This window comes from Faecalicoccus sp. (assembly GCF_036552745.1).
Taxonomy (GTDB): Bacteria; Bacillota_I; Bacilli_A; order Erysipelotrichales; family Erysipelotrichaceae; genus Faecalicoccus.
Window position 1 is genome coordinate 1 of sequence record NZ_JAXKBY010000147.1, and the last position, 24,108, is coordinate 24,108.

Genomic DNA, 24,108 nt, shown 5'->3' on the forward strand with positions numbered 1-24,108 from the left:
AGCACTAATATTATCGATCAAAATTTCGATGAAATACACCGCAAGGCAGGCCAGAATACCAATGATCCAGCTCCATGGATCGCCATGAATAAAAAACAAAGCAACCACCGCCAACAACAACATCTTTTCGTAATACTCACCGATTTCCATGATGGCAAGCGTCGGCCCTGACATTTCGGTTGTGATCCCTTTGACGACTTCCTGATGGGCATGATGCGAAGTTGAAAGATCAAAGGGTGATTTTCTTAATTTGATGGCCATGATCAAAATATAGCCGACAAACAATCCGGGCATCATCCAAAAAGCAGCACTGTTTTGTGCGATGATTTCATCCACTCGAAACGATCCGGTTGCCAGATAAAAGCCGACCGCAATCAAAAGAGTCATCGGTTCATACGACATCATCTGCATCATTTCACGACTGGCCCCAATATTGGAGAATGGCGATGAATCACTGCTTGCCGCAAGGATCAAAAACATATCAGCTGTCGATAAGATGAACAACGACATCAAAATATCGGTTCCGAAAAATACCATACCGCCAGCAATCGCCAAAAAGATCAAATAGCTGCAATTCAACAACAGCTGCACACTGTTGACCGCAATCATCTGTTTAGAGAATAACTTATATAAATCATAAAACGGCTGCCAGATCGATGGTCCCTTGCGCCCCTGCATACGAGCCGTGATCTTACGATCAATGCCATCCAGAAAAGCACCGATAAAAGGAGCCAAAAGCAGATATAAGATCAAAGATATATATCGATTCATCCGATCGCACCTCCCAAAAGAATCGCAAAAGTCACAATCAAAACACTGGCGGCAACGATCTGTGATGGCCGTAGCAATCGTCTTCTACCAAACTCAAAGCGCAGATACCAGTTAGAAAGATAGAGTTTTTTCGATTCTCCCATGCTGTCGATAAAATGAGAGTTATCACCCACATTCACACCGTTCATGTAAGTAGGCACATAATCACGCGGTGCCATACGTGTAATCAAAAACATCATCGAAGGCACCAACAAAACGCTACACACCATGATGACCATAGTGGTCAATTCACTCATCGATAAGACATCCTGTGTAGCCCCAAACAAAGATAAAACGATTGGATTGACCACAAAACCAGCCAATAACGGGAATAATAGACACAGTAAAATCATGATCACACCCAACACACCCATGGAAAAGTATTCATCTTTTCGTGTCGCATCATGATCCGGTGTATTTGGTTTGTGCATCGCAATCAATTTTCCTAACCATTTTGTCCAGTAAAACATTGTAGAAGCACTACCAAAAGCAATAAAGATTACTAATAACACATTCCCTGAATCCACAAAAGCCTTTAAAGCTACCCATTTACTGATCAACATCCCAAACGGCGCCAGATACATACCGGCAATACCGATTCCCATGATATAGGCAAGCTTAGGTAACCGTAAAATCAAGCCGTGCATATGTTCAATATCTCTGGAACCGATACTGTTTTCTGTAGCCCCCACGCTTTCAAACAACATGGATTTACTAACGGAATGAAAGATCATCAAAAAGATGGCTGCCCAGACTGTTTGTTCCACTCCAATACCGGCACAGGCGACAATCAATCCTAAATTCGAAATCGTTGAAAAAGCCAATACTTTCTTGGCATCGTTTTGTGCGATTGCCATCATACTGGTCGTAATAAAGGTAAAGCCTCCGATAAAGGCAACCACCATTCCACAAAGATTTCCATATAAGGCCGGTGCAAGGCGAATCAATAAATAGACACCGGCTTTGACCATCGTTGCACTATGCAAAAGCGCACTGGATGGTGTCGGCGCCACCATGGCACCAAACAACCATGTAGAAAATGGCAACTGGGCACTTTTTGCCAATCCAGCAAGACAAAGCATACCGATAATCATCGTATTTCCACCGGAAACAATATCCTGCATCTGTACACTGTGATTCTGCATGGCACAAAGCCAGATGGCCACCGCAAAGCCGATCCCGCCAAGCAAATTCATCCATAATGCCTTAAAACTATTATCAATCGCTTCATCCGTCTGTGTGTATCCTATCAACAAGAAAGAAATCACACTGGTAACTTCCCAGAAAAAGTACATCCAGATTAGATTCGAAGAGAGAACCAGTCCAAACATGGCCGACATAAACACAAACAACAAAGCCAGAAAGGTATTGCTTCGATCAATCACACCACGATGGTTTTCATGATAGCTTTTCATGTAGCCTACTGAATAAACGCCTATCAGTCCACCGACCACGCTGCAAAGCATACACATCAACAATGCCAAAGAATCCACGGTCGTATGTGTTGATTCCACAAGAGGAATCGAATGCTCCACCCACAAAGTAAGCAATGTCTGTCCAATGGCCAAAAGAGAAATCCAGCGCTTTTTATGTTGAAAACTTTTATACACGATAAAGATCATCAACAGAACTTCTATGATCTGCATCAGTATATCGATAAAACCAGTCTGAGGATACAAATGCCATGGCTTACCTCCCTGCAAGATCCATTGTCCCACAAGCAAAAAGCTGCACAACATCATCAAAGCTACGGTTCCATAAATGACATACCCTCGTCTTTTACTATTTGAATCTAAAAAAATAAGAATGGCACCTATGAAAGGTATCAGTGTCAAAGCAGGTATCAAATACAAACGACATTCCCCCTCTGATCTATCTCATAATTCACATTATATGCCTAAATGAAAAGGGTTTCCATTCTATTTTTATTTTTTAGGGGGTATAATACGGATATGCATGAAATGGAAATCACCCAACATATCCTGCAGGATGCCCTACAAATCGCCAAAGAAAATCAGGCAAAAAAAGTCACCGAAATTTCATTGATTCTAGGTCCGTTTTGCGGTTTTGTTCCAGAGTGCATTCAAATGTATATGGATGTCATTTCTAAAGATACAATTGCCGAAAATGTACAGATCAAAGTAAAAGAGATCGGACTAAAAGTATATTGTAATCAATGTCATAAAGAATCCGAGATCGATCGCAGGCATATTGAATGCCCTTATTGCCACAGCATGGATCTCAAGCGATTATCCGGCAAGGAATGTATGATAGAAAGCATAAAGGTGGAGTAAGTATGGAAATCAAAGTATATCATCAAATCATGGATTGGAATGAAGATGTAGCCGATCAAGTCAAAGAAACATTACATCAACATCACACAATCTTGATCAATATTATGGGATCACCGGGTGCCGGTAAAACCAGTGTGTTAAAAACATTGATCCAACATCTAAAAAAAGACTATTCGATTGGTGTGATTGAGGGAGATATCACAACAGATATCGATGCCAAAACCATACATGATCTAAATATTCCCTGCGTGGAATTGAACACAGATGGCGCCTGTCATATTGAAGCGATGAGCGTTCAAAAATTCTTCCGGAGTTTGATTTAGACCAAATCGATGTTCTTTTTGTAGAAAATATCGGCAATCTGGTCTGTCCGGCTGAATTTGATATTGGAGAAAACATGCGCATTACGATCTTAAGCGTTCCAGAAGGCGATGATAAAGTTGTCAAATATCCGTTGATGTTTACCGACACCGATTGTCTGGTCATCAATAAGATCGATGTATTACCCTACTTTTCCTTTGATTTAAACCGCGTACATAACGACTATAAAGCCATTAACCCAAAAGCACCGTTCTTGACCGTAAGTACGACTACCCAACAAGGCATTGAAGAATTGGTCAACCATTTAAAAGAAAGGATCGAAACACTGTTTCATGATCCATCTTAAAATTCGGATACAAGGAATCGTACAAGGTGTCGGTTTTCGCCCGTTTCTTCATCGACTTGCCAAAGCACACCATATAAGTGGTACAGCCTATAATGACAGCAAAGGCGTTATCCTTCATATCCAAGGACATAAAGAAGATGTACAAGCTTTCTTAAAAGAGCTGCCACAAAAAGCGCCTTGTCATTCGAAGATCGAATCGATCGACACAACAAAACAACCTTTAGAAAACTGGAACAGCTTTACGATTCAGGAAAGTAAAAGCGGTATCCATCAAACGCTGATTTCTCCGGATATGGCACCTTGTCAGGACTGTGTCAACGAAATGTTAGATCCTAAAAATCGGCGATTTGGCTATCCCTTCATCAACTGTACCAACTGCGGCCCTCGCTATACAATCGTTAAAGACATTCCTTATGATCGAAAGAATACAACAATGAAAGATTTTACGATGTGTTCTTTGTGTCAGCAGGAATACGAAGATCTGCAAGATCGCCGCTATCACGCACAACCTAATGCCTGTGCCAATTGCGGCCCTACCCTTTTTTATCAAGGAGAACAGAAAAAAGGTGATCCTTTAAAAAATGCCATTCAGGATTTAAAAGAAGGAAAGATCGTAGCCATCAAAGGCATCGGCGGTATTCATTTAGCCTGTGATGCCCGGGATCCAAAAGCGATTCTTCTCTTACGAAAGCGCAAGCATCGTGAGACGAAACCACTTGCCGTCATGGTTAAAGATATTGATACTGCTAAAGAATTTGTCCAACTTTCAGTCGATGAAGAAAAGCTATTAACATCAACGCAAAGACCCATCGTGCTGTGCGCAAAAAAGAATAAAGAAGCGTATAAAGAATTATCCGAAAATAAGAATCTGGGCATTTTGCTTCCGTACAGTCCTTTGCATATTTTACTGATGGAAAAAATGGATGCATTAGTCATGACCAGTGCCAATCTAAGCGATGCACCGGTTTTGATTGATAACAACGAGGCTTTGGAAGGCTTAAAACACATCGCAGACTCCTTCTTACTTCATAATCGCACCATAGAAAACCGCTGTGATGATTCCTTATTGCGAAACTTTCAAGGAAAACCTTACTTTATTCGCCGAAGTCGCGGCTATGTTCCTATACCACTAAGCAGTAAAACAGATGTCACCGGAATACTGGCTCTGGGCGCTCATCAAAAAGGAAGCTTTGCCTGGGGCAAAGACCACCATGTGTTTCTAAGTCCTTATATTGGTGATCTGGAAACAATAGAAACTTTCAACCATTATAAAAAAGCACTACATACATATCAAAGATTGTTTGATTTAGAAGCCCGACAAATCGTTTGCGATTTACATCCGGACTATACAACGACACGGTTTGCCAAAAATCTTTCTCTTCCGTTGATACAGGTGCAGCACCATCATGCGCACATGGCTTCCTGTATGATGGAAAATAACTTAGATGGAACTTGCTTTGGCATTATCTTTGATGGAACTGGATTCGGAAACGATCATACAATCTGGGGATCTGAATTTTTAGTTGGTGATTATGCAGATTTTCAACGTGTTGGATCCATCAAACAAATTCCCTTATTAGGAGGCGACAAAGCCATTCATGAAATCGGTAGAATCGCCCTGGCTTTAACAGTTGAATCCGATTGTGAAATTCCTATTTTTGAAGCCAACAAACAAAACATACTCAAACAAATGCTGTCCAAAAGTATTCAGACCAGTGGTATGGGCCGCCTGTTTGATGGTTTCTATGCTCTGATTACACATACGAAAGCACAGGATTACGATGGCCAGGCACCTGTATTATTAGAATCTATGGCCGCCACAACGACAGAATCGTATCCACTTTGTTTCTATGAAGAAAATAATATTCGATTCTTTGACTGGTCAGAAATGATTCATTATACTGTAACGGAAACAAAAGCACCAGAGATACAAGCGGCCAAAATGATGAATACAATCATTGAAATGACCATCGATCAAACACTGCATTTAAATCCAAAGCATCTCCCCATCGTATTAAGTGGCGGATGTTTTCAAAACCAATATTTGTTGAAAGAAATCGTGCATCGCCTGCAGGAACTTCAATATAGAGTCTATTGGCATACACAAGTAAGTTGTAACGATGAAGGTATTGCCTTAGGACAACTTGCCATTGCGCAAAAAAGGATGTGATATTATGTGTCTTGCGATTCCTTTAACCATTGAGAAAATAGAAGGTAATACAGCTATAGCCGGTGCTCATGGCATTTCGCAAACCATTCGGATTGATTTTATACCGAATGTACAAATCGGCGATGAAGTCATGGTCCATGCCGGTTTTGCGATTGAAAAAGTGGATAGTCAACAAGCACAACAGACAAGAGATTTATACCAGGAGATATTTCATGCATTTCAGTAAACCAAACCGGCCAATCAAGCTGATGGAAATCTGTGGAACGCATACTATGTCTATAGCTCGTTCCGGTATAAAAAAACTGCTACCCGAAGATGTAAAACTCATTAGCGGACCTGGCTGCCCAGTATGTGTAACTCCTTCATCTCTGATCGACCTAGCTTATGATCTGGCACAAAGACCGGATATTCTTCTTTGCAGCTATGGTGATCTTTTCCGCATTCCCGGAAGTAAACATCCATCTCTTCAAGGATTGCCACAGGTCAAAATTTGTTTATCCTGTATGGATGCTTTAACACTGGCCAAAGAAAATCCGTCTAAGAATGTGATTTTTTTAGGTGTCGGCTTTGAAACAACTGCACCTGGAAGTGCCATTGCGATTTTAGAAGCCCAACGACAAAACATTCAAAACTTTTTCTTTTTGAGTCTTTTAAAACAGACAAAGCCTGCCATATGCACTTTGTTAGAACAAGAAAACACACTAATCGATGGATTTCTTTGTCCGGGACATGTTGCTGCCATTATCGGTGAACAAGGATTTACCTTTTTGCCAAGCCAATATCATCGTCCCGGTGTTATCAGCGGCTTTGATCCCGAAGACATCTTATATTCAATTGAACTGTTGATTCAAATGTTGAACCAGAACAAGCCCGCCATTCAAAACACATATGGACGTATCGTAAAGCCTCAAGGAAACCAAACAGCACAAGCGATCATTCAGAAAGTCTTTGAACCAAAGGATAGTCTTTGGAGAGGTCTGGGAAACATCTCAAAAAGTGGTTTACAGTTAAAAAAAGAATATGAAACCTGGGATGCCTGGAAACGATTTAATTTACCCCCTTTAACGAATACGGAACCCAAAGGCTGTCAATGTGCTTCTATTTTATGCGGACAAAAAGAGCCAAAACAATGCCCCTTATTTAAAACCGTCTGCAAGCCACAAACACCGATTGGCCCCTGCATGGTATCCAATGAAGGGGCATGCGCTGCCAGTTATTTATATGAAAGCGAGGATCTATTATGAACGATATTTTGATGGATCATGGAAGCGGAGGACAACTAACTTCCGATTTGATTGATGAACTGATTGTACCAACCTTTAAAAACAAACAGCTGACCGAATTAAAAGATGGAGCCATTTTACCTAATCCACAAAACGAACTTGTCTTTTCCACCGACAGCTTTGTAGTCGATCCATGGAGGTTTCCCGGCGGTGACATAGGAAAACTGGCCGTTTGCGGTACAATCAATGATCTTTGTATGGCCGGAGGCATCCCTACATACTTGTCCTGCTCGTTGATCATAGAAGAAGGGTTCCCTATCGAAGATTTAAAAACGATTCTGTATTCCATGCAGCAGACCGCACAAACTGCAGGTGTTTCGATTGTAACCGGCGATACTAAAGTTATTGAAAGACGAAAGGGAAATCAAATCTATATCAACACTTCCGGTATTGGAATCCTTCAAAGAAAGACTTCCTACCAATATCAAGAAAACGATGTCGTTGTCTTATCCGGTGCTATGGGATGCCACGGTGCCAGTATTTTCATGGCTCGCGAGGATATTCATCTGCAAGGAGAGTTGCTTTCCGATTGTGCCTGTTTAAAAGATAAAGCTATGAAAGCCATGGCATATGATAGTCTTAGAATCCTGCGCGATCCAACCAGAGGCGGTGTCGCAACCACCTGTATGGAACTGATAGAAAAATCAGACTTTGGAATGGAACTTTATGAATCTTTACTTCCTGTCGATTCAAATGTACAAACACTTTGTGACCTTTTAGGTTTTGACCCTTTATACTTAGCCTGTGAAGGACGTATGCTTTGTATCATGAATGAAAATGATGCCAAACAACTTTGTGACCAATTAAAAGATGGAGCCAAAATTATCGGAAAAATTACCAAAGAACATCCGCAAAAGCTATATTTAAAAACAAAGATTGGTGCAACACGCCAACTTCATAAATTATCCGGTCAACCTTTACCCAGAATATGTTAGGCGATGCCTAACTTTTTTATTGAAAAGATAATATTTTTCTCTTAGATTAAACCTGTACAACTCAGAAAACTATATTTCCCTTATCATTCTTTAGATCCTCTTCAAGCTATCGATAGAATACAAGAAGAGTTAATGCAAAATAAGAATTCTATTGACGATATATCAATAGGTGTGGCTGTTCTAAAAAAAGTGCGGAATAAGAAAAAAAAAGTTCTAAAAAGTAGTCATTCAAAAATGTTTTAAATTTTGATCTTTTCCATCTTTTTCACTATCAGGATTGAATATTCTTTTTTGTTTCCTTGTATGATATTTCTTAAATCATAATCTAAACTAACGAGAAGCATCTCTCCACCTAAATCAATACTCTGTAGTGCATCCACTCAAAATGAATTGAATTTTCAACGAAATGAGTGGAAAATCTCTGGAAACGAATCATAAAATTTAATTCAAAAATATAATTATCATCAATCCTAAACCTCTATGTATAAAACTTCACATAGAAGTTTTATTTTTGTTCACTTAAATTATTTATTCTGATTCCACGTTTTGCCCAATATGTCTTTTAAAACCAACATCGCATCCCGTTGATTATAATCATATCGTTTCTTTAAATCATCCAATAACTCCTGTAAGCCATCAGCATATCGCTCTACATCCACTACATCTGCATAAGTTCCTAAAACCGGATACTGTTTAGACCACATTTTGGTCCAATCGATCTTTTTTTGCGTTTCTTCACTGGTATTCTGGATGACCTTTTCGATTTCCTGCACATTTGCATCATATTCCATCAAATCATCTAAGCTCAATTCATATAGTCGTGCCATTTCTTTCGCCTGAAAAACATTCGGCAGTGTTTCATCTGTTTCCCATTTGGATACTGTATGCCGGGAAATTCCTAAAGTATCCGCTACGGTTTCCTGTGATAATCCCTTCTTACGCCTTGCCTTGTATAAATTATTTCCTAAACTCATAAAAATCCTCCATCTGCTTCTATTGTAGATGGAGGATTTCTTATTGTCTATCAATGAAAATATACAGTTGCGCCCGTTTTCTATGCATTTATAGAATTCCTGTTTCAATCGCTGCTTTGGCCTCTAACAAATCTTTATAAATATGCACCGGCATATTTAATATTTCCTGCGTTGGTTTTAGCATATCCGGTATCATGATCGTTGTACATCCTGCATTCACTCCGGCATGTACCCCATGAATTCCATCTTCAAATACGTAACAATCCCTGGCATCGACTCCCATTCGTTTCGCTGCCAATAAAAATACTTCCGGTGATGGTTTGGCATGTTCTACTTCCTGTCCACTGGCAATCACATCAAAATAACAAGCCGTTTTTGAGACTTGTAAATTATTTTGTATCATCGATAATGGAGAACTACTGGCAACGGAAATTTTCAACCCATTTTCTTTAAAGAATGATAATATTTCGAAAACGCCTTTTTTTAGTGGTACCTGATGCCTGGTCAACTCTGCAGTATTTTCAAACAACTCATTCAATAGAATTTTTGGATCCTTTGTTGGAAAATAACTTTTAAGATTTCTTAACATTACATCACCGCTGGTTCCACGTGATGTGTTAAAAAACTCCTGTGTCAATGTCAGACCATGTTTATCTGCCACTCCATGCCATGCGATATCAAATAGCTTTTCTGTATCAAACAGTAAGCCATCCATATCAAAGATTGCTCCTTTTTTCATTATGTTCCTTTCCTTTTACAAAAAAAGCCGTCCTCAGACGACTGTTATTTCATGGTCGGGATGACAGGATTTGAACCTGCGACCTCTTCGTCCCGAACGAAACGCACTACCAAGCTGTGCTACATCCCGATAAGATCGATACCTTAATAATATACCTCGATTTGAAGGGAATCTCAACTAAAAAGTAAAAGAGGTTGAAATAAAGCTTCAACCCCTCAAATTTTATAGATCATCGACAATCGCGCTGCTCTTGGCATAGGCTGTACTCTTGGCCTCAAAGAAATCAGTCTTGATCAAATTTGCATTGGAATACATCGATACCCAGCTCATACTTTCTGGTTCACTGTCATAGCCTTCATACAAGCGTTCAAAGCCTAAACTATGTGCTCTGAAATTTCCCAGATAGCGAATGTAGTCTTCTACCATCTCCATAGTCAAACCTTCAATATCATTACCAATGACGTATTTACCCCATTTGATCTCTTCTTCCACACCTTTTTTCAACATGGCACGATACACTTCAACACGCTCTGGTGTAAACAATTCCGGCTCTTCCTTTTGAAGTTCTAAGATGATCGAACGAAACAGCCATAAATGTGTATTTTCATCTCGATTGATGTAACGAATCTCATTGGCACTTCCCGGCATTTTTCCCATACGTCCCAAATTATAGAAAAACATAAATCCGGAATAGAAGTAAATTCCTTCCAAGATATAATTTGCCATGATCATCTGCATAAAATGGAAAGGATCTTTATGTTCTTGAAACGCATTGTATAAATCACCGATAAATTTATTTCGATTCAATAAGATTTCATCGTATTTCCACTGATAAAGAATATCATCTCGTTCCTGTGGAGAACAGATAGAATCTAACATATATGAATAGCTTTGAGAATGCACGGCTTCCTGAAACTGTTGAATAGACAAGCACAAATTGACCTCATTGGCCGTGATGTATTCACCAACATTGGGAAGGTTTGCTGTCTGTAAGGAGTCCAGGAAGACCAAAAAAGAGAGGATCTTATCGTAAGCTGTCTTTTCAGCCGGTTTTAATGAACGATAATCTTTGACATCCTGTGATAAGTTAATTTCTTCTGGAATCCAGAAGTTGTTCATCGCCTGACGATACCATTGCGATACCCAACTGTATTTCATATTGTTGAAGTCATTTAAATTTGTCGTATTTCCATTGATCATACGACGTTTTGTGACTTCAATATCGCCGTTTTCATTAAATAATGCCTTTTTCTGTAATTGTTCCATATGTCCTCCTATGCACTGCAGCTCTCACACTCTTCGACTTCCAGTGATTTAGAGCGCACATAATACAATGTTTTTACATTTTCTTCCCATGCCTGTATAAACAAGTTCAAAAGTTTTCGCATCGTAAATTCCGTTGTGATGTATAAATTGACAGATTGCGCCTGATCAATATGACGCTGACGAACACCGGCCGCCTTAACCAACCATGTCTGATCGATCAAATGCGCATTCTTATACAACCAGAAAGTCTTCTGGTTTAAATCCGGTGCCACACGGGCAATCATGGAACCTTTCTTTTCCTCTAAGAAGAATTTGTTCATAATCGGATCACAACACGCACTGGTTCCCGCAATGATGGATGTCGAGCTCGTTGGAGCAATGGCTAATAAATAACCATTACGCATTCCGTTTTGATGAACTTCATCCTGCAACTGTTTCCATGCCTCCGATATATAACCTCGTTTTGTGAAATAAGCTCCGGTATCCCAGTCACTTCCTTCAAAAATTTCATATTTCCCTTTTTCCTTTGCCAGTTCCATGCTCGTACGAATCGCATAATAATTGATCTTTTCATAGAGCTGATCGACAAACTCCAGATGCTCTTCACTTTCAAAACGGAAACCATTCTGGACTAACATATGATGATATCCACTGGTTCCTAAACCAATCGGACGTACTTTATGGTTTGTCAATTTGGCATAAGGAATTGGATAATAATTCAAATCGATGACATTATCCAAAGCACGAATTACAACCGATACGATATGTTCCAACTCCTTATCGTTTTTGACATCGATCTTTCCTAGCGTTAAGCTTGCCAGGTTACAGACGACAAAGTCACCCGGTACATAGCGTTCTACGATAACATCCTGTCCATCGACTTGAACCACTTCGTTAGGCAAATGCTGGATCGGTTTCATATTCTGCGCAATTTCCGTACATAAGTTTGAACAATAGATCATACCCTGATGCGGATTTGGATTAGCACGATTGACGATATCCCGATTAAAGGTAAACGGCGTTCCTGTTTCCACACAAGATTTTAAGATCAGACGCACTAAGTCTTTGATATTGATCGTACGCTTATGAATTCGATCATCCTGCACACAATCCCAATATTTCTCTTCCCATTCTTTTCCATAAGAATCTTCCAAATGATAACCTTTGATGGTATAAACTTCATGCGGGCACATCAGATACCATGTGCCATCCAAATCTTCTTTGACCATGCGCCAGAAAAGATCCGGATAACAGATAGCTGGGAAAACATCATGCGCTTTCATACGATCGTCACCATTGTTGGTACGAAGCTGTAAAAACTCCGGTAAATCTTTATGCCAGGCATCCAGATAGACAGCCACTGCCCCCTGGCGAACACCTAGCTGATCGACGGCAATAGCGGTATCATTGACCAGCTTGATCCAGCGAATCACACCGCCGGCAGCACCTTTAAAGCCACGAATATCACTGCCATTCGCACGAACCTTACCAAAATATAGACCCATTCCTCCACCATGTTTAGAAACTTGTGCAAAATTATCAATAGATTTATAGATCCCATCTAAAGAATCTGGTACGGTATCAATGAAACAGCTTGACATCTGATGGAACGGCTTACGTGCATTGGACATCGTTGGAGTTGCCATCGTTACTTTCAACTCACTTAAAATATCATAGATTTGTTTAGCCCAGAATACACGATCTTGTTCCGGTAAAGCCAGATGCATCGCAATTCCCATGAACATCTCCTGTACACTTTCTAAAATCTCACCACTATGAGAGCGAATCAAGTAACGATTGATCAATAAATCTAAACCTGAATAGGTAAACAAATCATTTCTTTCTTCTTTGATATACGCTTCTAATTCATCAATATCCGAATTGCTGTAAGCCTGACGAATATAATCACCGTACAAACCTTCTTTTTCCAAATAAGCGATCTTTTCCGCAAAAGAATGTACACCATACTTTAACATGCGAGCCTTGATTTCCTGATGAAGGAATTCACTTTGGAAACGAGCTGCAATCATTTCCCATTGCGGCTGTTCCATGGAAATCAGTTCCACACAGGCACGAACCAACATTTTTTCTGTTTCTTTTTGCGAATCCTCTGCTTTATAAAAAGTCTTAAACTTCTGATATAAAGTCGATAGATCATAGCCAAATTCACGTTCCACCTGCATCAAGATTTTTGGCACAGCCGGATTATAAACTAGTTTTTCAAACTGAGCGATTTGCTCACGAAGTCTGGCACGTTGGGATCGATATAAGATATAAGCCTTCGCTTCATCATAAAAAGAGTGTTTCATCAACTCTCTTTCAGCTAAATCCTGTACTTCTTCGACTGTCGGTGTCTGATTGCGAGACTGAAATTCATCTTGTATTTCGATCACGATTTGATCCAATACCGCCTCATCAATCTCAGAATGTAAAGAAGCAAATGCTTTTTTGATGGCAATTTTAATTTTTTCTACATTAAAAGGTTGAATGGTTTTATCACGTTTAATAATATTCATACAATTAGGGTCTCCTTGCCATATTACCATAACAGAAATATAGGCTTTGCTCTATTAATTTGACCATGGAGAGATTATAAAAAAGAAGATAGCTGTTGTGCTACCTTCCGTATATAAAGAAATTGATACATTCCTGCAGTTCATCACTGAACTCTTTTAGATCTTCCATTTGAATGACCCCATCATCTAAAAGACTTAGAATATTTGTGATCATTCGTGATCTTCGCATATCGATTGCCACACCCACGCTTCTTTTATCTTTGAATATTCGATCTTCCAGTTCCCAAAACTTTTTAGAAGCCATTTTATCTTCTTGGAGTAAACTAAGATATTCTTGTACAAGTTTTTCCATATATCTTTCCTGCCATCCGGGAACTCTTTTTCTAAATATTTTCCAATCTGATTCTTTTACTTCATACAAACAAATACCTGCCTTCTATTTTAAAAGAGCGAAATTTGAACTTCGCTCTTTTAAACTCTGGAATTAATGTTTAAAATGACGGATTCCGGTATAAACCATCGCAATGCCATGTTCGTTGCAGACATCAATGCTGTCCTGATCACGAATCGATCCACCTGGCTGAATGATGGCTGTTACACCGGCTTTGATGGCTTCTTCGACTGTATCCGGCATTGGGAAGAACGCATCACTGGCCATAACCGAACCTTTGGCTTTTTCTCCGGCTTCTTCGATCGCAATCTTGGCAGATCCAACACGATTCATCTGACCGGCACCGACACCAATCGTCATATCATCTTTAACCAATACAATCGCATTGGATTTCACATGCTTGACAACTTTCCATCCAAACAACAACTGCTTAATTTCTTCCGGTGTTGGTTTACGGTTTGTCACACAACGCAGATCTTCTTCCTTGATCTGATGCATATCCATTTCCTGTACCAGCAAGCCATCGTTGACATTCGTATATTTCAAAGACGTATTCACAGACAATGTCGTATCCAGCTTCATTAAACGAATATTCTTTTTACGCGTTAAGATTTCCAAAGCTTCCGGTGTAAAGTCCGGTGCAATGATGATCTCCAAAAAGATCTTGGATAATTTTTCCGCCAAACCTTTTTCCACCGTATCATTTAACGCAACAATACCACCGAAGATGCTGACAGGATCGGCTTCATACGCTTTATCCCAGGCCGCTTCGATATTTTCACCGATACCTACGCCACATGGATTCATGTGTTTTAAGCCAACCGCAGCACACTGACCTTCAAAATCCTTTAAGATTTCAATAGCCGCATTGCCATCCTGAATATTGTTGTAGGAAAGTTCTTTACCATGAAGCTGTGTCGCATTGGCCAAAGAGTACTGCGGATTCATACCTTTATAGAAAGCCGCTTTCTGATGTGGGTTTTCTCCATAGCGAAGATCCTGCACCTTATCAAAAGTAATCGTTAAGCTTTCCGGGAATTCCTCGCCGGTTTTCTTAGTCAGATAATCGGCAATCATCGCATCATAACGAGCCGTGTGACGGAACACTTTAGCTGCCAGAAATTCACGAGTTACCGGACATGTATCTCCATTTTCCTGAATTTCTTTTAAGACTTTATCATAATCTTTTGGATCACAGACAACCGTGATGCTCTTATAATTTTTAGAAGCACTTCGTAACATGCTTGGCCCACCGATATCAATGTTTTCGATGATTTCTTCGTGGGTTACACCTTTCTTTTGTACGGTTTCTTTAAATGGATATAAGTTTACACAAACAAGATCGATATATTCGATGCCTAATTCCTGTAACTGTTTGACGTGTTCGGGATTATCGCGTACACAAAGTAAAGCTCCATGCACTTTTGGATGCAATGTTTTTACACGTCCATCCATAATTTCCGGAAAACCGGTTACATCACTGATACCGATTGGATTTAATCCTGCTTCTTCCAATGTTTTTTTGGTTCCTCCGGTCGAGACGATCTCATAACCACAATCCACTAATCCTTTTACAAATTCTACTAAGCCTGTCTTATCAGACACGCTGACCAATGCTCTTTTCATTTCTTTCCCTCCATTTCTTCGGCAACACTTTTTATGACCTGCCAGAACAAGTCATATTCCATGGCATGTACATGCTCTTCCAATGTTTCCAGGTTCCAGTTTGGATCGATCGGTACACGCTTCTGACGAATGATCGGTCCGGTATCGACACCTTCATCTACATAATGCACCGTAACACCGGTTTGAGATACACCGGCCTCAAAGGCATCCTGAATGCTGTGAGCCCCTGGAAATTCTGGTAAATAGGCCGGATGCAGATTGATGATTGCTTTCGGATAGGCTTCTAAAAGTACCTTGCCGATAAAGCGCATATAACCGCTTAATACAATCAAATCCACATTTTTATCTTTTAGTACTTTTAGAATATCCTTTTCATACGCTTCTTTGTTTGGATAGCTTTTCGGATTAAAATAGTAGTCCTCGATCTGATGTTGTTGGGCACGTGTACGAGCATATGCCTGTTCTTTATCCACAATCAGACATTGGCATTGTACCAGAAGCGAGCCATCTTCGATATGTTGAAGAATGGTTTCAAAGTTCGTTCCCGATCCACTGGCAAAAACCGCAATGTTTACCATTGTACATCAACCTCGCCACTGTCCGTGACTTCGCCGATCACATAGCTGGTTTCACCAATGGCCTGTAAAGCATCCTGCACCTTTTGTACATCTTTTGGATCGACTGCCATCACAAAACCAATACCCATATTAAAGACATTGTACATTTCCTGATTTTCGATTTTTCCTTTTTGCTGGATGAAATCAAAGATCTTTGGTCGTGGGAAAGCCTTGGTATCGATACGAACACCCATTCCCTCTTTTAACATTCGCGGTACATTTTCATAGAAACCACCGCCGGTAATATGACTCATCGCATGAATATCCACCTGATCAAATAGAGAGGATACAGCTTTGACATAGATCTTTGTCGGTGTCAAAAGTACATCACCTAACACCTGACCATACAACTGGTCATAAGTCGCATGTGCATCCAGATGATTATCCTTGAACAAGACCTTACGCACCAAAGAGAATCCGTTGGAATGTACACCGGTACTTGGCAAGCCGATCAATACATCGCCCACTTTTAAATTCCGGGAATCTTTTAGTTTACTTTTATCGACAACCCCGACACAGAAACCGGCTACATCATAATGATCCACATCGTACATATCCGGCATTTCTGCGGTTTCGCCACCAATCAAAGCACAAGCAGACTGTACACAGCCATCGGCCACACCCTTAACAATCTGCTCAATGACTTCGGGCTTATTTTGTCCGACCGCAATATAGTCTAAGAAATAGATAGGTTTGGCTCCCTGCACCAACACATCATTAACACACATGGCTACCGCATCGATTCCGATCGTATCGTGCTTATCCATTTCAAATGCCAACATCAGTTTTGTACCAACGCCATCGGTACCAGATACCAGTACCGGTTCTTTTAAATTGTACACACTCAAATCAAACATACCGCCAAAAGCACCCAATGAATCAATGGCGCCTTTGACTTTAGTACGGGCTACATGAGATTGGATACGACGAACACTTTCGTATCCGGCCTCTAAATTGACACCCGCTTCTTTATATTGTTCTGCCATACATTACTCCTTTATCTCTTTTATATAATCGCAAAGCTTTGCGGAATAATTTCCGTTAAAACAAGCCAAACAGCTTGTATCGGGAATACACTTTTTAAAGTCTTCTAAACTTAAAAATCGAATGGATTCCACCTGAAACAAAGCACACATTTCTTCTTCGGTATAATTATAGGCCGCCAGTTCTTCCTGTCTGGTTCGTTCGGTTCCATACAGACAGGGATAGCTGATCTTAGGCGATGCGATACGCAAATGCACTTCTTTGGCCCCCGCCTCCTTCAACAATACCGAAAGGCGCTTGGCCGTTGATCCTTTGACGATACTGTCATCGACCAGGATCACACGTTTTCCTTTCAAGACCGAAGAAATCGCATTTAAACGAACGCGCATTCCTTCCTGACGCTGCTGCTTGGTCGGTCGAATGAAGGTCGAACCGATATACCGGTTTTTCATCAGGCCAATCTCATATGGCATCTTTGATACACGTGCAAAGGCTACGGCTGCCGAGGTAGCGGTATCCGGTACACCGATAACCATATCTGCCTGTACATCCTCCTGTCTTGCCAAGGCTTCTCCGCAACGGGTACGCACTTCATGTACCGTCTGTGTATTGACAATACTGTCAGGACGAGAGAAATACACATACTCCATGGCACATGTTGTTTGCTTGTGGGCTGGAACCAGTTGTATGGATTCCACTTTATCCGGACAAAGACAGAGCAGTTCGCCGGGATTGACTTCCCGTTCAAAATGAGTGCCTAAGATACCAAAGGAACAGGTTTCACTGCTGAAGATCGTGCCTTGTTCGCTTTTTCCCATACTTAAGGGATGAATGCCATAGGGATCTCGCATCACGTACAAAGAATCTCTTGTGGCAATCATAAAGTTATACGCCCCTTCGATCATCTGCACTACACCACGAATCTTATCGACAAATTTACCCGGATGAATTTGAATCAAATGGGCGATCAGTTCCGCATCACTGGTTCCCTGAAAGATCAACCCTTCTTCCTCCAGCTGATTTCTTAGTGTAATCGCATTGGTGATCATGCCACTGGTGACGATCGCAAAATGTCCCTGATGGGCTCGAACCATGATCGGCTGCACATTTTCCAGCTGAGAATCGCCGGTTGTCGCCATACGAACCTGTCCTATGACAATCGAACCTTTTAAATCCTGTAAGGAAGCGCTGGATATCGTTTCCGATAACAGCCCTAATCCCTTGATACAGGAAACGGTTTCTCCATTAGATACCGCAATGCCGACACCATCCTGCCCTCGATGCTGCATCGCATGAAGACCATAATATGCACTGTTGGCCGCATCCTCACTGCCAAAGATCCCTAAGATTCCTGAAGAATCTTGAATCACATTTGTCTGTTTCATAGACAATCCTATTTATGCGTAAAGTAACGCACACCGTTTTCAAATATATTCTGGTCTTTGTTTCCCGCAATATTTTGGAACAGGCCCGGTTCATAACGTTCACTATGCCCCATCTTACCAAAGATCTTTCCATCTTCACTCAAGATGCCCTCAATAGCCATCGTAGAACCATTGATATTATCTAAACCATCCATGGTCGGCTGCCCTTTTTCATTGACATATTGCGTAGCCACCTGACCATTCTGTACCAGTTTTTCAATCACATCGGTAGAAGCCACAAACTTTCCTTCGCCATGACTCATGGCCACGCTGTGAATTTCACCCGGTTTCATAGAAGCTAACCACGGTGATTTATTTGAAGTGATGCGTGTTCTGGCGATATGGGAAACGTGACGGTTGATATTATTTCTAAACAAGGTTGGATTCGAGGCGTCCAGCTTTTCAATATCTCCGTATGGAAGCAGCCCTGCTTTGATCAAAGCCTGGAATCCGTTACAGATTCCCAGAATCAATCCATCATTTTCTCGCATCGTACAAATGGCTTGCCAGATCTTTGGATTACGTAAGGCATTGGCAATAAATTTACCCGAACCATCCGGCTCATCTCCACTGGAGAATCCACCGACGATCATTAAGATCTGCGCCTTGGAAATTTCATCCGCCAGCGTATCAATACTTCTTTGCAGGTTTTCTACCGTAAGATTATTGATGACGACTTGATGAACCTCGGCTCCAGCTCTTTCAAATTTCTGTGTTGTATCGTATTCACAGTTCTGTCCCGGGAAAATCGGAATAACCACGACTGGTTTTTCTACAACCACTTTAGATTGTGGTACTTTCTCTTCGGTGAGTGGTGTATCCAATACTTCTTTTCCTAAATCGACACGAACCGGATACACTTCGTTATAACGCTTCATCCAAGCTTCTAAAGCCTCATCGATCGTTACACTTTCACCATTTAACACAATGCGTTTTTCTTCATTGGTGATGCCCAATAAAGTAAAGTGTGGATCCTGAATCGTTTCGGTTGTTTCTACAATCAACGATCCGATGTTAAAGCCGTACAGATCTTCATCGCTTTCAATGGCAACACCGAGTTTATTTCCAAAAGCCATCTTGGCGATCGCATAACCGATACCGCCAAATTTAACGGCACTGGCCGCAACGATCTTACCTTCCCGCATCCTTTTACGAACTGCTTCAAAGTTATTCTTTAACTGTTCATAATTTGGTGTATGGTCTTCTTTTGGATCATGTTTGATCAAATAGACATAGTTACCCGGCTTTTTAAAGCTGGCTGAAATAATATTTTCTGTTTTTTCGGACGTAACCGCAAAGGTGATCAATGTCGGTGGTACGTGAATATCTTTATAGGTACCGGACATACTGTCCTTACCACCGATACTTGGTGTTTCAAAAGCAAGCTGGGCATCGATCAATCCCAGTAAAGCCTGCATCGGATTGCCCCATTTTTCAGGGTCCTTTCCTAAATGTTCAAAGTATTCCTGATTGGATAAACGACACGTTTTATAATCGGCACCCAAAGCGGTCATGCGGGCCAAAGCTTCCACAACAGAATAGCTTGCTCCTAAGTATGGTGAATATTTGCTTAATTTTGGATCATAGCCATAGGTCATCAAAGAACAAGTATGCGTCATGCCAAAGACCGGCAGTTTCTGTACGCTTCCTTCTTCCGGTGTCAGCTGATAAAAACCACCAAATGGCATCAGAACGGTTGATTTCCCGATCGAGGCATCAAACATTTCACTTAAACCGATCTGGCAGGCCACATTGGGATCCTGCAGCGTATCGATCAAGTTAGAATGTATTGGTGCAAATGGTTTTTCATCATAGGTACTTTCCACAACTTCTACGTTTTGATGTTGGCGAACACCGTTGGTATCTAAGAAAGCTCTGGACATATCGACAATGGTTTTGCCTCTAAAATGCATGACCAGACGATTGGTATCCGTAACATCGGCCACTTTGATGGCTTCCAGATTTTCTTTTTCGGCTTCTTTTTGGAAGGCTTCAAAATCACTGGCCGCAATACAACAAGCCATACGCTCCTGTGATTCACTGATTGCCAGTTCCGTTCCGTCTAAGCCCTGATATTTAACCGGTACCGCATCCAGATTGATATCCAGACCATCGGCTAATTCACCCACAGCCACACTGACACCACCGGCCCCAAAGTCATTGGCCTTTTTGATCAGCCTTGTACAATTTGGATTTCTGAATAAACGCTGCAGTTTACGCTCGATCAGGGCATTTCCCTTTTGAACTTCACTGCTGCATTTCTCCAAGGATGTTTCATTATGTTCTTTACTGGATCCGGTAGCACCGCCGATTCCATCACGACCGGTTGCGCCACCGATCAACACGATGATATCGCCAGGCAGTGGTTTTTCTCGTTTCACATGGCTTTTCGGAGCTGCACCGACAACGGCGCCGACTTCCATACGTTTGGCGACATAGCCTTCATCAAAGACTTCTTCGACAAATGTGGTGGCCAGTCCAATCTGGTTTCCGTAGCTGGAGTAGCCATGAGCCGCCGTTTTTGAAATTTTGGACTGTGGCAGCTTATGCTCCATCGTTTCTTCAATTGGTTTGGTAATATCTCCGGCACCGGTAATACGCATAGCCTGATATACATAACTTCGACCCGACAAAGGATCTCGAATGGCACCGCCGATACAAGTAGAAGCCCCACCAAATGGTTCAATTTCTGTAGGATGATTGTGTGTTTCGTTTTTAAACATCAACAGCCAGTCTTCGTCCTGTCCGTTGACATCAACCTTGATTTCAACCGAGCAGGCATTGATTTCGTCACTGACTTCCAAATCATCCAGTTTGCCTTCCTTGCGAAGATACTTACCGGCAATCGTGGCCATATCCATCAAGGTTTGTTCCTTTGCGTTGGCATGTACCTTTTCACGCAGTTTTACATACCGTTCATAAGAAGCTTGAATCTGTTCTTTTAAAGTCGATATTTTAAAATCTACCGAATCTAATACCGTCTCAAAAGTCGTATGCCGACAATGATCCGACCAATAAGTATCCAATACCTTTAATTCGGTCATCGTACAGTCACGTTTTTCTTCATCACGGAAATAATTTTGTACATGTTCGATATCATCAAAACTCATCGCCAAACCTTCTTTTTGACGAAGGGCTTCTAACTCTTCCTTAGATAATGTAATAAACCCTTCCAATACCGGTACTTCTGCGACTTCTACATCCTGATCATCTTCTAAAACAGAAAGATCTTTAACACGAGCTTCTACCGGGTTCACGATATAATGTGTGATCTTTTCCAACTGTGCTTCCTCTATCGTTCCAGAGAATACCAGCAATGTTCCCGAATGAATACGCACGCTTTGTTTATTGTTGAGCAACATCAAACACTGCATGGCACTATCAGCTCTTTGATCGTATTGTCCCGGAAGATATTCATAAGCCAAATACGTCTTTCCTTCCAGATCAACAGTATCCAACACTTCATCGGTGACTACTTCACTGCAGACATTTTTCTTTAAAAGGGCAATATCGTTTTCATCCGCTTCAAAAATGTCATAAATATTGTATTGTTCCAAACTAAAATCATCGCTTAATCCTAAAGAAGTCTTTAATTCATGGCAAAGCGATTCACTTTCAACCTGAAACTGTTCCTTCTTTCGTACAAAAATTCGTGTATTCATGCGTCCTCCTACTCTACGACAGAATCGGCCAAAACTTTTTCAGCCTGCGCTTTTTTGAAATCCACAATCTTCTGTTGAAGATCTTTATCGGCTAAGCCCATCATCTGACATGCAAGGATGGCCGCATTGCGAGCACCGGCTTTCCCAATGGCAACGGTTGCCACCGGAACCCCCTGAGGCATCTGTACTGTGGACAACAAAGAGTCCATACCGCCTAAAGCACTGGTTTGAATCGGAATACCGATCACCGGTAACGGCGTAGAACTTGCCAATACACCAGCCAAATGAGCTGCACCTCCGGCTGCCGCAATAATCACTTGTACTCCATTTTCTACCGCCTGTTCACTTAATTCAATAACGGCATTCGGTGTGCGGTGTGCACTCAACACGCGTACTGTATAGCTTACCCCAAAATCATCCAACTGTTTCATACAGCCTTCCATGCTCGGCAGATCACTGCGTGATCCCATCACGATCAAAACTCTTTTTGTGTCCATTTTCTTGTCCTCTCTTTCATCAAAAAAAGCGCACCTTTTTTAGGCACGCTTAAAACAGTCCATGTTCTTCAGTTTTGTAAATCTTCTTAAGACCATAAGTAAGACCTCCAAAAAACAAACTTCCTGCACCGTTATTTTACATGAAGGTTCTTTACAATACAATGACTATTTTGAAGAAGATTTGCACATTTTAGTGTTCAGTGACCCAACAAAACAGCTTTGCCATCAAAGGATCGGTATCCACCATCATTTCCGGATGCCACTGTACACCTAATAATGGCTGCTCTGGTAAACTGATAGCTTCAATGATTCCATCCGGTGCTTTGGCATCTACATGTAAACCTTGACCTAATTTACCCACAGCTTGATGATGTAGGCTGTTGATTGCAATCGTATCAGTTTGTAACAATCTATATAAGCCACCATCCTTATCCAGTGATGCAGTATGAACGATATTGCCATCATAATCAAAGGCATGGTTGATTGCATCACTTAAAGAAGGAATATCCTGAATTAAAGTACCACCCAGAGCAATATTAACCAGCTGCATTCCTCGACAAATCGCCAGTGTCGGTTTTTTTGATTCAATTACCAGCTTAGTAAAAGCCAACTGAGATACATCAACATCATAATCATAAGCACCACACTTGGCATGCGGCATTTCACCGTATAAAACCGGAGCAATATCCATACCGCCGATCAACACAAAACCATCACATAACTCGATATATTGTTTCATCTCTTCTTCCGAACAAATACATGGCATAATGACAGGAAGTCCGCCTGCCTTTTGTACAGCATGTACATACGTTGTGGTCACATTCATTTTTTTATAGCCGCATAAAGATGGGTCCATCATAATAATCTGTGAAGTTGTGATTCCTATCTTTTTCATTTTCATCCCTCATTTCGAAAACGATTATACAGGTTTTCCCTGTAAAAAATCCAGTAGATTCATATGATAGATTTCATTTCTTGAAAAGTTCATAGTATCCATGCTGATAACATATTTAGAAATCATAACTTTTACCTTTTCCACAAGATATTCAGATTTCATAAAATATAAACGCTCTACAGAACAACTTATTACTTTTAAAGAAATAAATTTCGTGAGTACCCATTTGACATCCAAAATTTTAAATAGACATGAATAAAGTCAGATCTATTGATAAATTAGAGTTGAACAAAGGATGCTGTACACAATGCAAACATGATGAAAGACTCTTATCCAATATGATCTTCCAGGACAATAA

At 40.9% G+C, this 24,108-nt stretch carries 21 protein-coding genes and 1 tRNA gene; 7 read left to right on the forward strand and 15 right to left on the reverse strand.

Features of this window, described 5'->3' with window-relative positions; genetic code table 11:
* Together U0M88_RS06990 and U0M88_RS06995 are read right to left on the reverse strand one after the other, a co-directional pair.
* Positions 1 to 771: respiratory chain complex I subunit 1 family protein (locus tag U0M88_RS06990; protein ID WP_331869350.1), on the reverse strand; the 771-nt coding region annotated here is incomplete at its 3' end.
* Positions 768 to 2,663: an NADH-quinone oxidoreductase subunit 5 family protein gene (locus tag U0M88_RS06995; protein WP_331869351.1), complete on the reverse strand. Its 1,896-nt coding sequence runs from the start codon at positions 2,661 to 2,663 to the stop codon at positions 768 to 770. The genes U0M88_RS06995 and U0M88_RS06990, both read right to left, overlap by 4 nt.
* Before the next feature lie 99 nt (positions 2,664 to 2,762).
* Here U0M88_RS06995 and U0M88_RS07000 point away from each other — a divergent pair, with 99 nt between their 5' ends.
* The 7 genes from U0M88_RS07000 to hypE are packed head-to-tail and all read left to right on the forward strand — an operon-like array spanning position 2,763 to position 8,159.
* On the forward strand, positions 2,763 to 3,104 hold the full coding sequence (locus U0M88_RS07000; protein ID WP_331869352.1) for a hydrogenase maturation nickel metallochaperone HypA/HybF: 342 nt from the start codon (positions 2,763 to 2,765) through the stop codon (positions 3,102 to 3,104).
* A gap of 2 nt (positions 3,105 to 3,106) precedes the next feature.
* Complete coding sequence (locus U0M88_RS07005; RefSeq protein ID WP_331869353.1) at positions 3,107 to 3,427, forward strand: GTP-binding protein; 321 nt, start codon at positions 3,107 to 3,109, stop codon at positions 3,425 to 3,427.
* Positions 3,428 to 3,465: 38 nt separating this feature from the next.
* Positions 3,466 to 3,771 carry a GTP-binding protein gene (locus U0M88_RS07010; RefSeq protein WP_331869366.1) on the forward strand — a complete coding sequence of 102 codons (306 nt, stop codon included), beginning with the start codon at positions 3,466 to 3,468 and terminating at the stop codon, positions 3,769 to 3,771.
* Positions 3,758 to 5,941, forward strand: coding sequence for a carbamoyltransferase HypF (gene hypF, locus U0M88_RS07015; protein ID WP_331869354.1), 2,184 nt, complete (start codon positions 3,758 to 3,760; stop codon positions 5,939 to 5,941). Before U0M88_RS07010 ends, hypF begins: the two co-directional genes overlap by 14 nt.
* A 4-nt stretch (positions 5,942 to 5,945) precedes the next feature.
* Positions 5,946 to 6,167, forward strand: coding sequence for a HypC/HybG/HupF family hydrogenase formation chaperone (locus U0M88_RS07020; RefSeq protein WP_168964911.1), 222 nt, complete (start codon positions 5,946 to 5,948; stop codon positions 6,165 to 6,167).
* The gene (gene hypD, locus U0M88_RS07025; protein ID WP_331869355.1) at positions 6,154 to 7,185 is read left to right on the forward strand and encodes a hydrogenase formation protein HypD; all 1,032 of its coding nucleotides are present in this window, start codon (positions 6,154 to 6,156) and stop codon (positions 7,183 to 7,185) included. Before U0M88_RS07020 ends, hypD begins: the two co-directional genes overlap by 14 nt.
* A complete protein-coding gene (gene hypE / locus U0M88_RS07030) occupies positions 7,182 to 8,159 on the forward strand; it encodes a hydrogenase expression/formation protein HypE (RefSeq protein ID WP_331869356.1) in 978 nt (325 codons plus the stop codon). Before hypD ends, hypE begins: the two co-directional genes overlap by 4 nt.
* Positions 8,160 to 8,683: 524 nt before the next feature.
* Here hypE and U0M88_RS07035 read toward each other — a convergent pair.
* The 13 genes from U0M88_RS07035 to U0M88_RS07095 all read right to left on the reverse strand — a co-directional run bounded on the left by U0M88_RS07035 (position 8,684) and on the right by U0M88_RS07095 (position 23,750).
* Positions 8,684 to 9,133: a helix-turn-helix transcriptional regulator gene (locus tag U0M88_RS07035; RefSeq protein ID WP_168964908.1), complete on the reverse strand. Its 450-nt coding sequence runs from the start codon at positions 9,131 to 9,133 to the stop codon at positions 8,684 to 8,686.
* Between the two features lie 88 nt (positions 9,134 to 9,221).
* The gene (locus U0M88_RS07040) at positions 9,222 to 9,872 is read right to left on the reverse strand and encodes an HAD family hydrolase (protein WP_331869357.1); all 651 of its coding nucleotides are present in this window, start codon (positions 9,870 to 9,872) and stop codon (positions 9,222 to 9,224) included.
* Between the two features lie 52 nt (positions 9,873 to 9,924).
* Positions 9,925 to 10,001 (reverse strand) — tRNA-Pro (locus U0M88_RS07045).
* A gap of 93 nt (positions 10,002 to 10,094) precedes the next feature.
* Complete coding sequence (locus tag U0M88_RS07050) at positions 10,095 to 11,138, reverse strand: ribonucleotide-diphosphate reductase subunit beta (RefSeq protein WP_117446530.1); 1,044 nt, start codon at positions 11,136 to 11,138, stop codon at positions 10,095 to 10,097.
* An 8-nt stretch (positions 11,139 to 11,146) separates the two neighbouring features.
* Positions 11,147 to 13,654, reverse strand: a complete 2,508-nt coding sequence (locus tag U0M88_RS07055; RefSeq protein ID WP_331869358.1) for a ribonucleoside-diphosphate reductase subunit alpha — start codon at positions 13,652 to 13,654, stop codon at positions 11,147 to 11,149.
* A 100-nt stretch (positions 13,655 to 13,754) separates the two neighbouring features.
* Positions 13,755 to 14,006, reverse strand: coding sequence for a multidrug transporter (locus U0M88_RS07060; protein ID WP_331869359.1), 252 nt, complete (start codon positions 14,004 to 14,006; stop codon positions 13,755 to 13,757).
* A 132-nt stretch (positions 14,007 to 14,138) separates the two neighbouring features.
* On the reverse strand, positions 14,139 to 15,671 hold the full coding sequence (gene purH / locus U0M88_RS07065) for a bifunctional phosphoribosylaminoimidazolecarboxamide formyltransferase/IMP cyclohydrolase (protein WP_331869360.1): 1,533 nt from the start codon (positions 15,669 to 15,671) through the stop codon (positions 14,139 to 14,141).
* Positions 15,668 to 16,249 (reverse strand): phosphoribosylglycinamide formyltransferase, encoded by a 582-nt coding sequence (gene purN, locus U0M88_RS07070; RefSeq protein ID WP_331869361.1) that lies wholly within the window; start codon positions 16,247 to 16,249, stop codon positions 15,668 to 15,670. Before purN ends, purH begins: the two co-directional genes overlap by 4 nt.
* Positions 16,243 to 17,274, reverse strand: coding sequence for a phosphoribosylformylglycinamidine cyclo-ligase (gene purM / locus U0M88_RS07075; RefSeq protein ID WP_331869362.1), 1,032 nt, complete (start codon positions 17,272 to 17,274; stop codon positions 16,243 to 16,245). Before purM ends, purN begins: the two co-directional genes overlap by 7 nt.
* 3 nt (positions 17,275 to 17,277) lie before the next feature.
* Positions 17,278 to 18,657, reverse strand: a complete 1,380-nt coding sequence (gene purF, locus U0M88_RS07080; RefSeq protein ID WP_331869363.1) for an amidophosphoribosyltransferase — start codon at positions 18,655 to 18,657, stop codon at positions 17,278 to 17,280.
* An 8-nt stretch (positions 18,658 to 18,665) separates the two neighbouring features.
* Positions 18,666 to 22,358: a phosphoribosylformylglycinamidine synthase gene (locus U0M88_RS07085; RefSeq protein ID WP_331869364.1), complete on the reverse strand. Its 3,693-nt coding sequence runs from the start codon at positions 22,356 to 22,358 to the stop codon at positions 18,666 to 18,668.
* Between the two features lie 8 nt (positions 22,359 to 22,366).
* Positions 22,367 to 22,855 (reverse strand): 5-(carboxyamino)imidazole ribonucleotide mutase, encoded by a 489-nt coding sequence (purE, locus tag U0M88_RS07090; protein WP_117446516.1) that lies wholly within the window; start codon positions 22,853 to 22,855, stop codon positions 22,367 to 22,369.
* 190 nt (positions 22,856 to 23,045) lie between these two features.
* Positions 23,046 to 23,750, reverse strand: coding sequence for a gamma-glutamyl-gamma-aminobutyrate hydrolase family protein (locus tag U0M88_RS07095; RefSeq protein ID WP_331869365.1), 705 nt, complete (start codon positions 23,748 to 23,750; stop codon positions 23,046 to 23,048).
* Positions 23,751 to 24,108: the final 358 nt, after the last annotated feature.

What these genes read in the sequence shown, in the direction of transcription:
- U0M88_RS07000 (WP_331869352.1), top strand. Translation starts at nt 2,763, where the DNA reads ATGCATGAAATGGAAATCACCCAACATATCCTGCAGGATGCCCTACAA.
- U0M88_RS07005 (WP_331869353.1), top strand. Translation starts at nt 3,107, where the DNA reads ATGGAAATCAAAGTATATCATCAAATCATGGATTGGAATGAAGATGTA.
- hypF (WP_331869354.1), top strand. Translation starts at nt 3,758, where the DNA reads ATGATCCATCTTAAAATTCGGATACAAGGAATCGTACAAGGTGTCGGT.
- U0M88_RS07020 (WP_168964911.1), top strand. Translation starts at nt 5,946, where the DNA reads ATGTGTCTTGCGATTCCTTTAACCATTGAGAAAATAGAAGGTAATACA.
- hypD (WP_331869355.1), top strand. Translation starts at nt 6,154, where the DNA reads ATGCATTTCAGTAAACCAAACCGGCCAATCAAGCTGATGGAAATCTGT.
- hypE (WP_331869356.1), top strand. Translation starts at nt 7,182, where the DNA reads ATGAACGATATTTTGATGGATCATGGAAGCGGAGGACAACTAACTTCC.
- U0M88_RS07035 (WP_168964908.1), bottom strand. Translation starts at nt 9,133, where the DNA reads ATGAGTTTAGGAAATAATTTATACAAGGCAAGGCGTAAGAAGGGATTA.
- U0M88_RS07040 (WP_331869357.1), bottom strand. Translation starts at nt 9,872, where the DNA reads ATGAAAAAAGGAGCAATCTTTGATATGGATGGCTTACTGTTTGATACA.
- U0M88_RS07050 (WP_117446530.1), bottom strand. Translation starts at nt 11,138, where the DNA reads ATGGAACAATTACAGAAAAAGGCATTATTTAATGAAAACGGCGATATT.
- U0M88_RS07055 (WP_331869358.1), bottom strand. Translation starts at nt 13,654, where the DNA reads ATGAATATTATTAAACGTGATAAAACCATTCAACCTTTTAATGTAGAA.
- U0M88_RS07060 (WP_331869359.1), bottom strand. Translation starts at nt 14,006, where the DNA reads ATGGAAAAACTTGTACAAGAATATCTTAGTTTACTCCAAGAAGATAAA.
- purH (WP_331869360.1), bottom strand. Translation starts at nt 15,671, where the DNA reads ATGAAAAGAGCATTGGTCAGCGTGTCTGATAAGACAGGCTTAGTAGAA.
- purN (WP_331869361.1), bottom strand. Translation starts at nt 16,249, where the DNA reads ATGGTAAACATTGCGGTTTTTGCCAGTGGATCGGGAACGAACTTTGAA.
- purM (WP_331869362.1), bottom strand. Translation starts at nt 17,274, where the DNA reads ATGGCAGAACAATATAAAGAAGCGGGTGTCAATTTAGAGGCCGGATAC.
- purF (WP_331869363.1), bottom strand. Translation starts at nt 18,657, where the DNA reads ATGAAACAGACAAATGTGATTCAAGATTCTTCAGGAATCTTAGGGATC.
- U0M88_RS07085 (WP_331869364.1), bottom strand. Translation starts at nt 22,358, where the DNA reads ATGAATACACGAATTTTTGTACGAAAGAAGGAACAGTTTCAGGTTGAA.
- purE (WP_117446516.1), bottom strand. Translation starts at nt 22,855, where the DNA reads ATGGACACAAAAAGAGTTTTGATCGTGATGGGATCACGCAGTGATCTG.
- U0M88_RS07095 (WP_331869365.1), bottom strand. Translation starts at nt 23,750, where the DNA reads ATGAAAAAGATAGGAATCACAACTTCACAGATTATTATGATGGACCCA.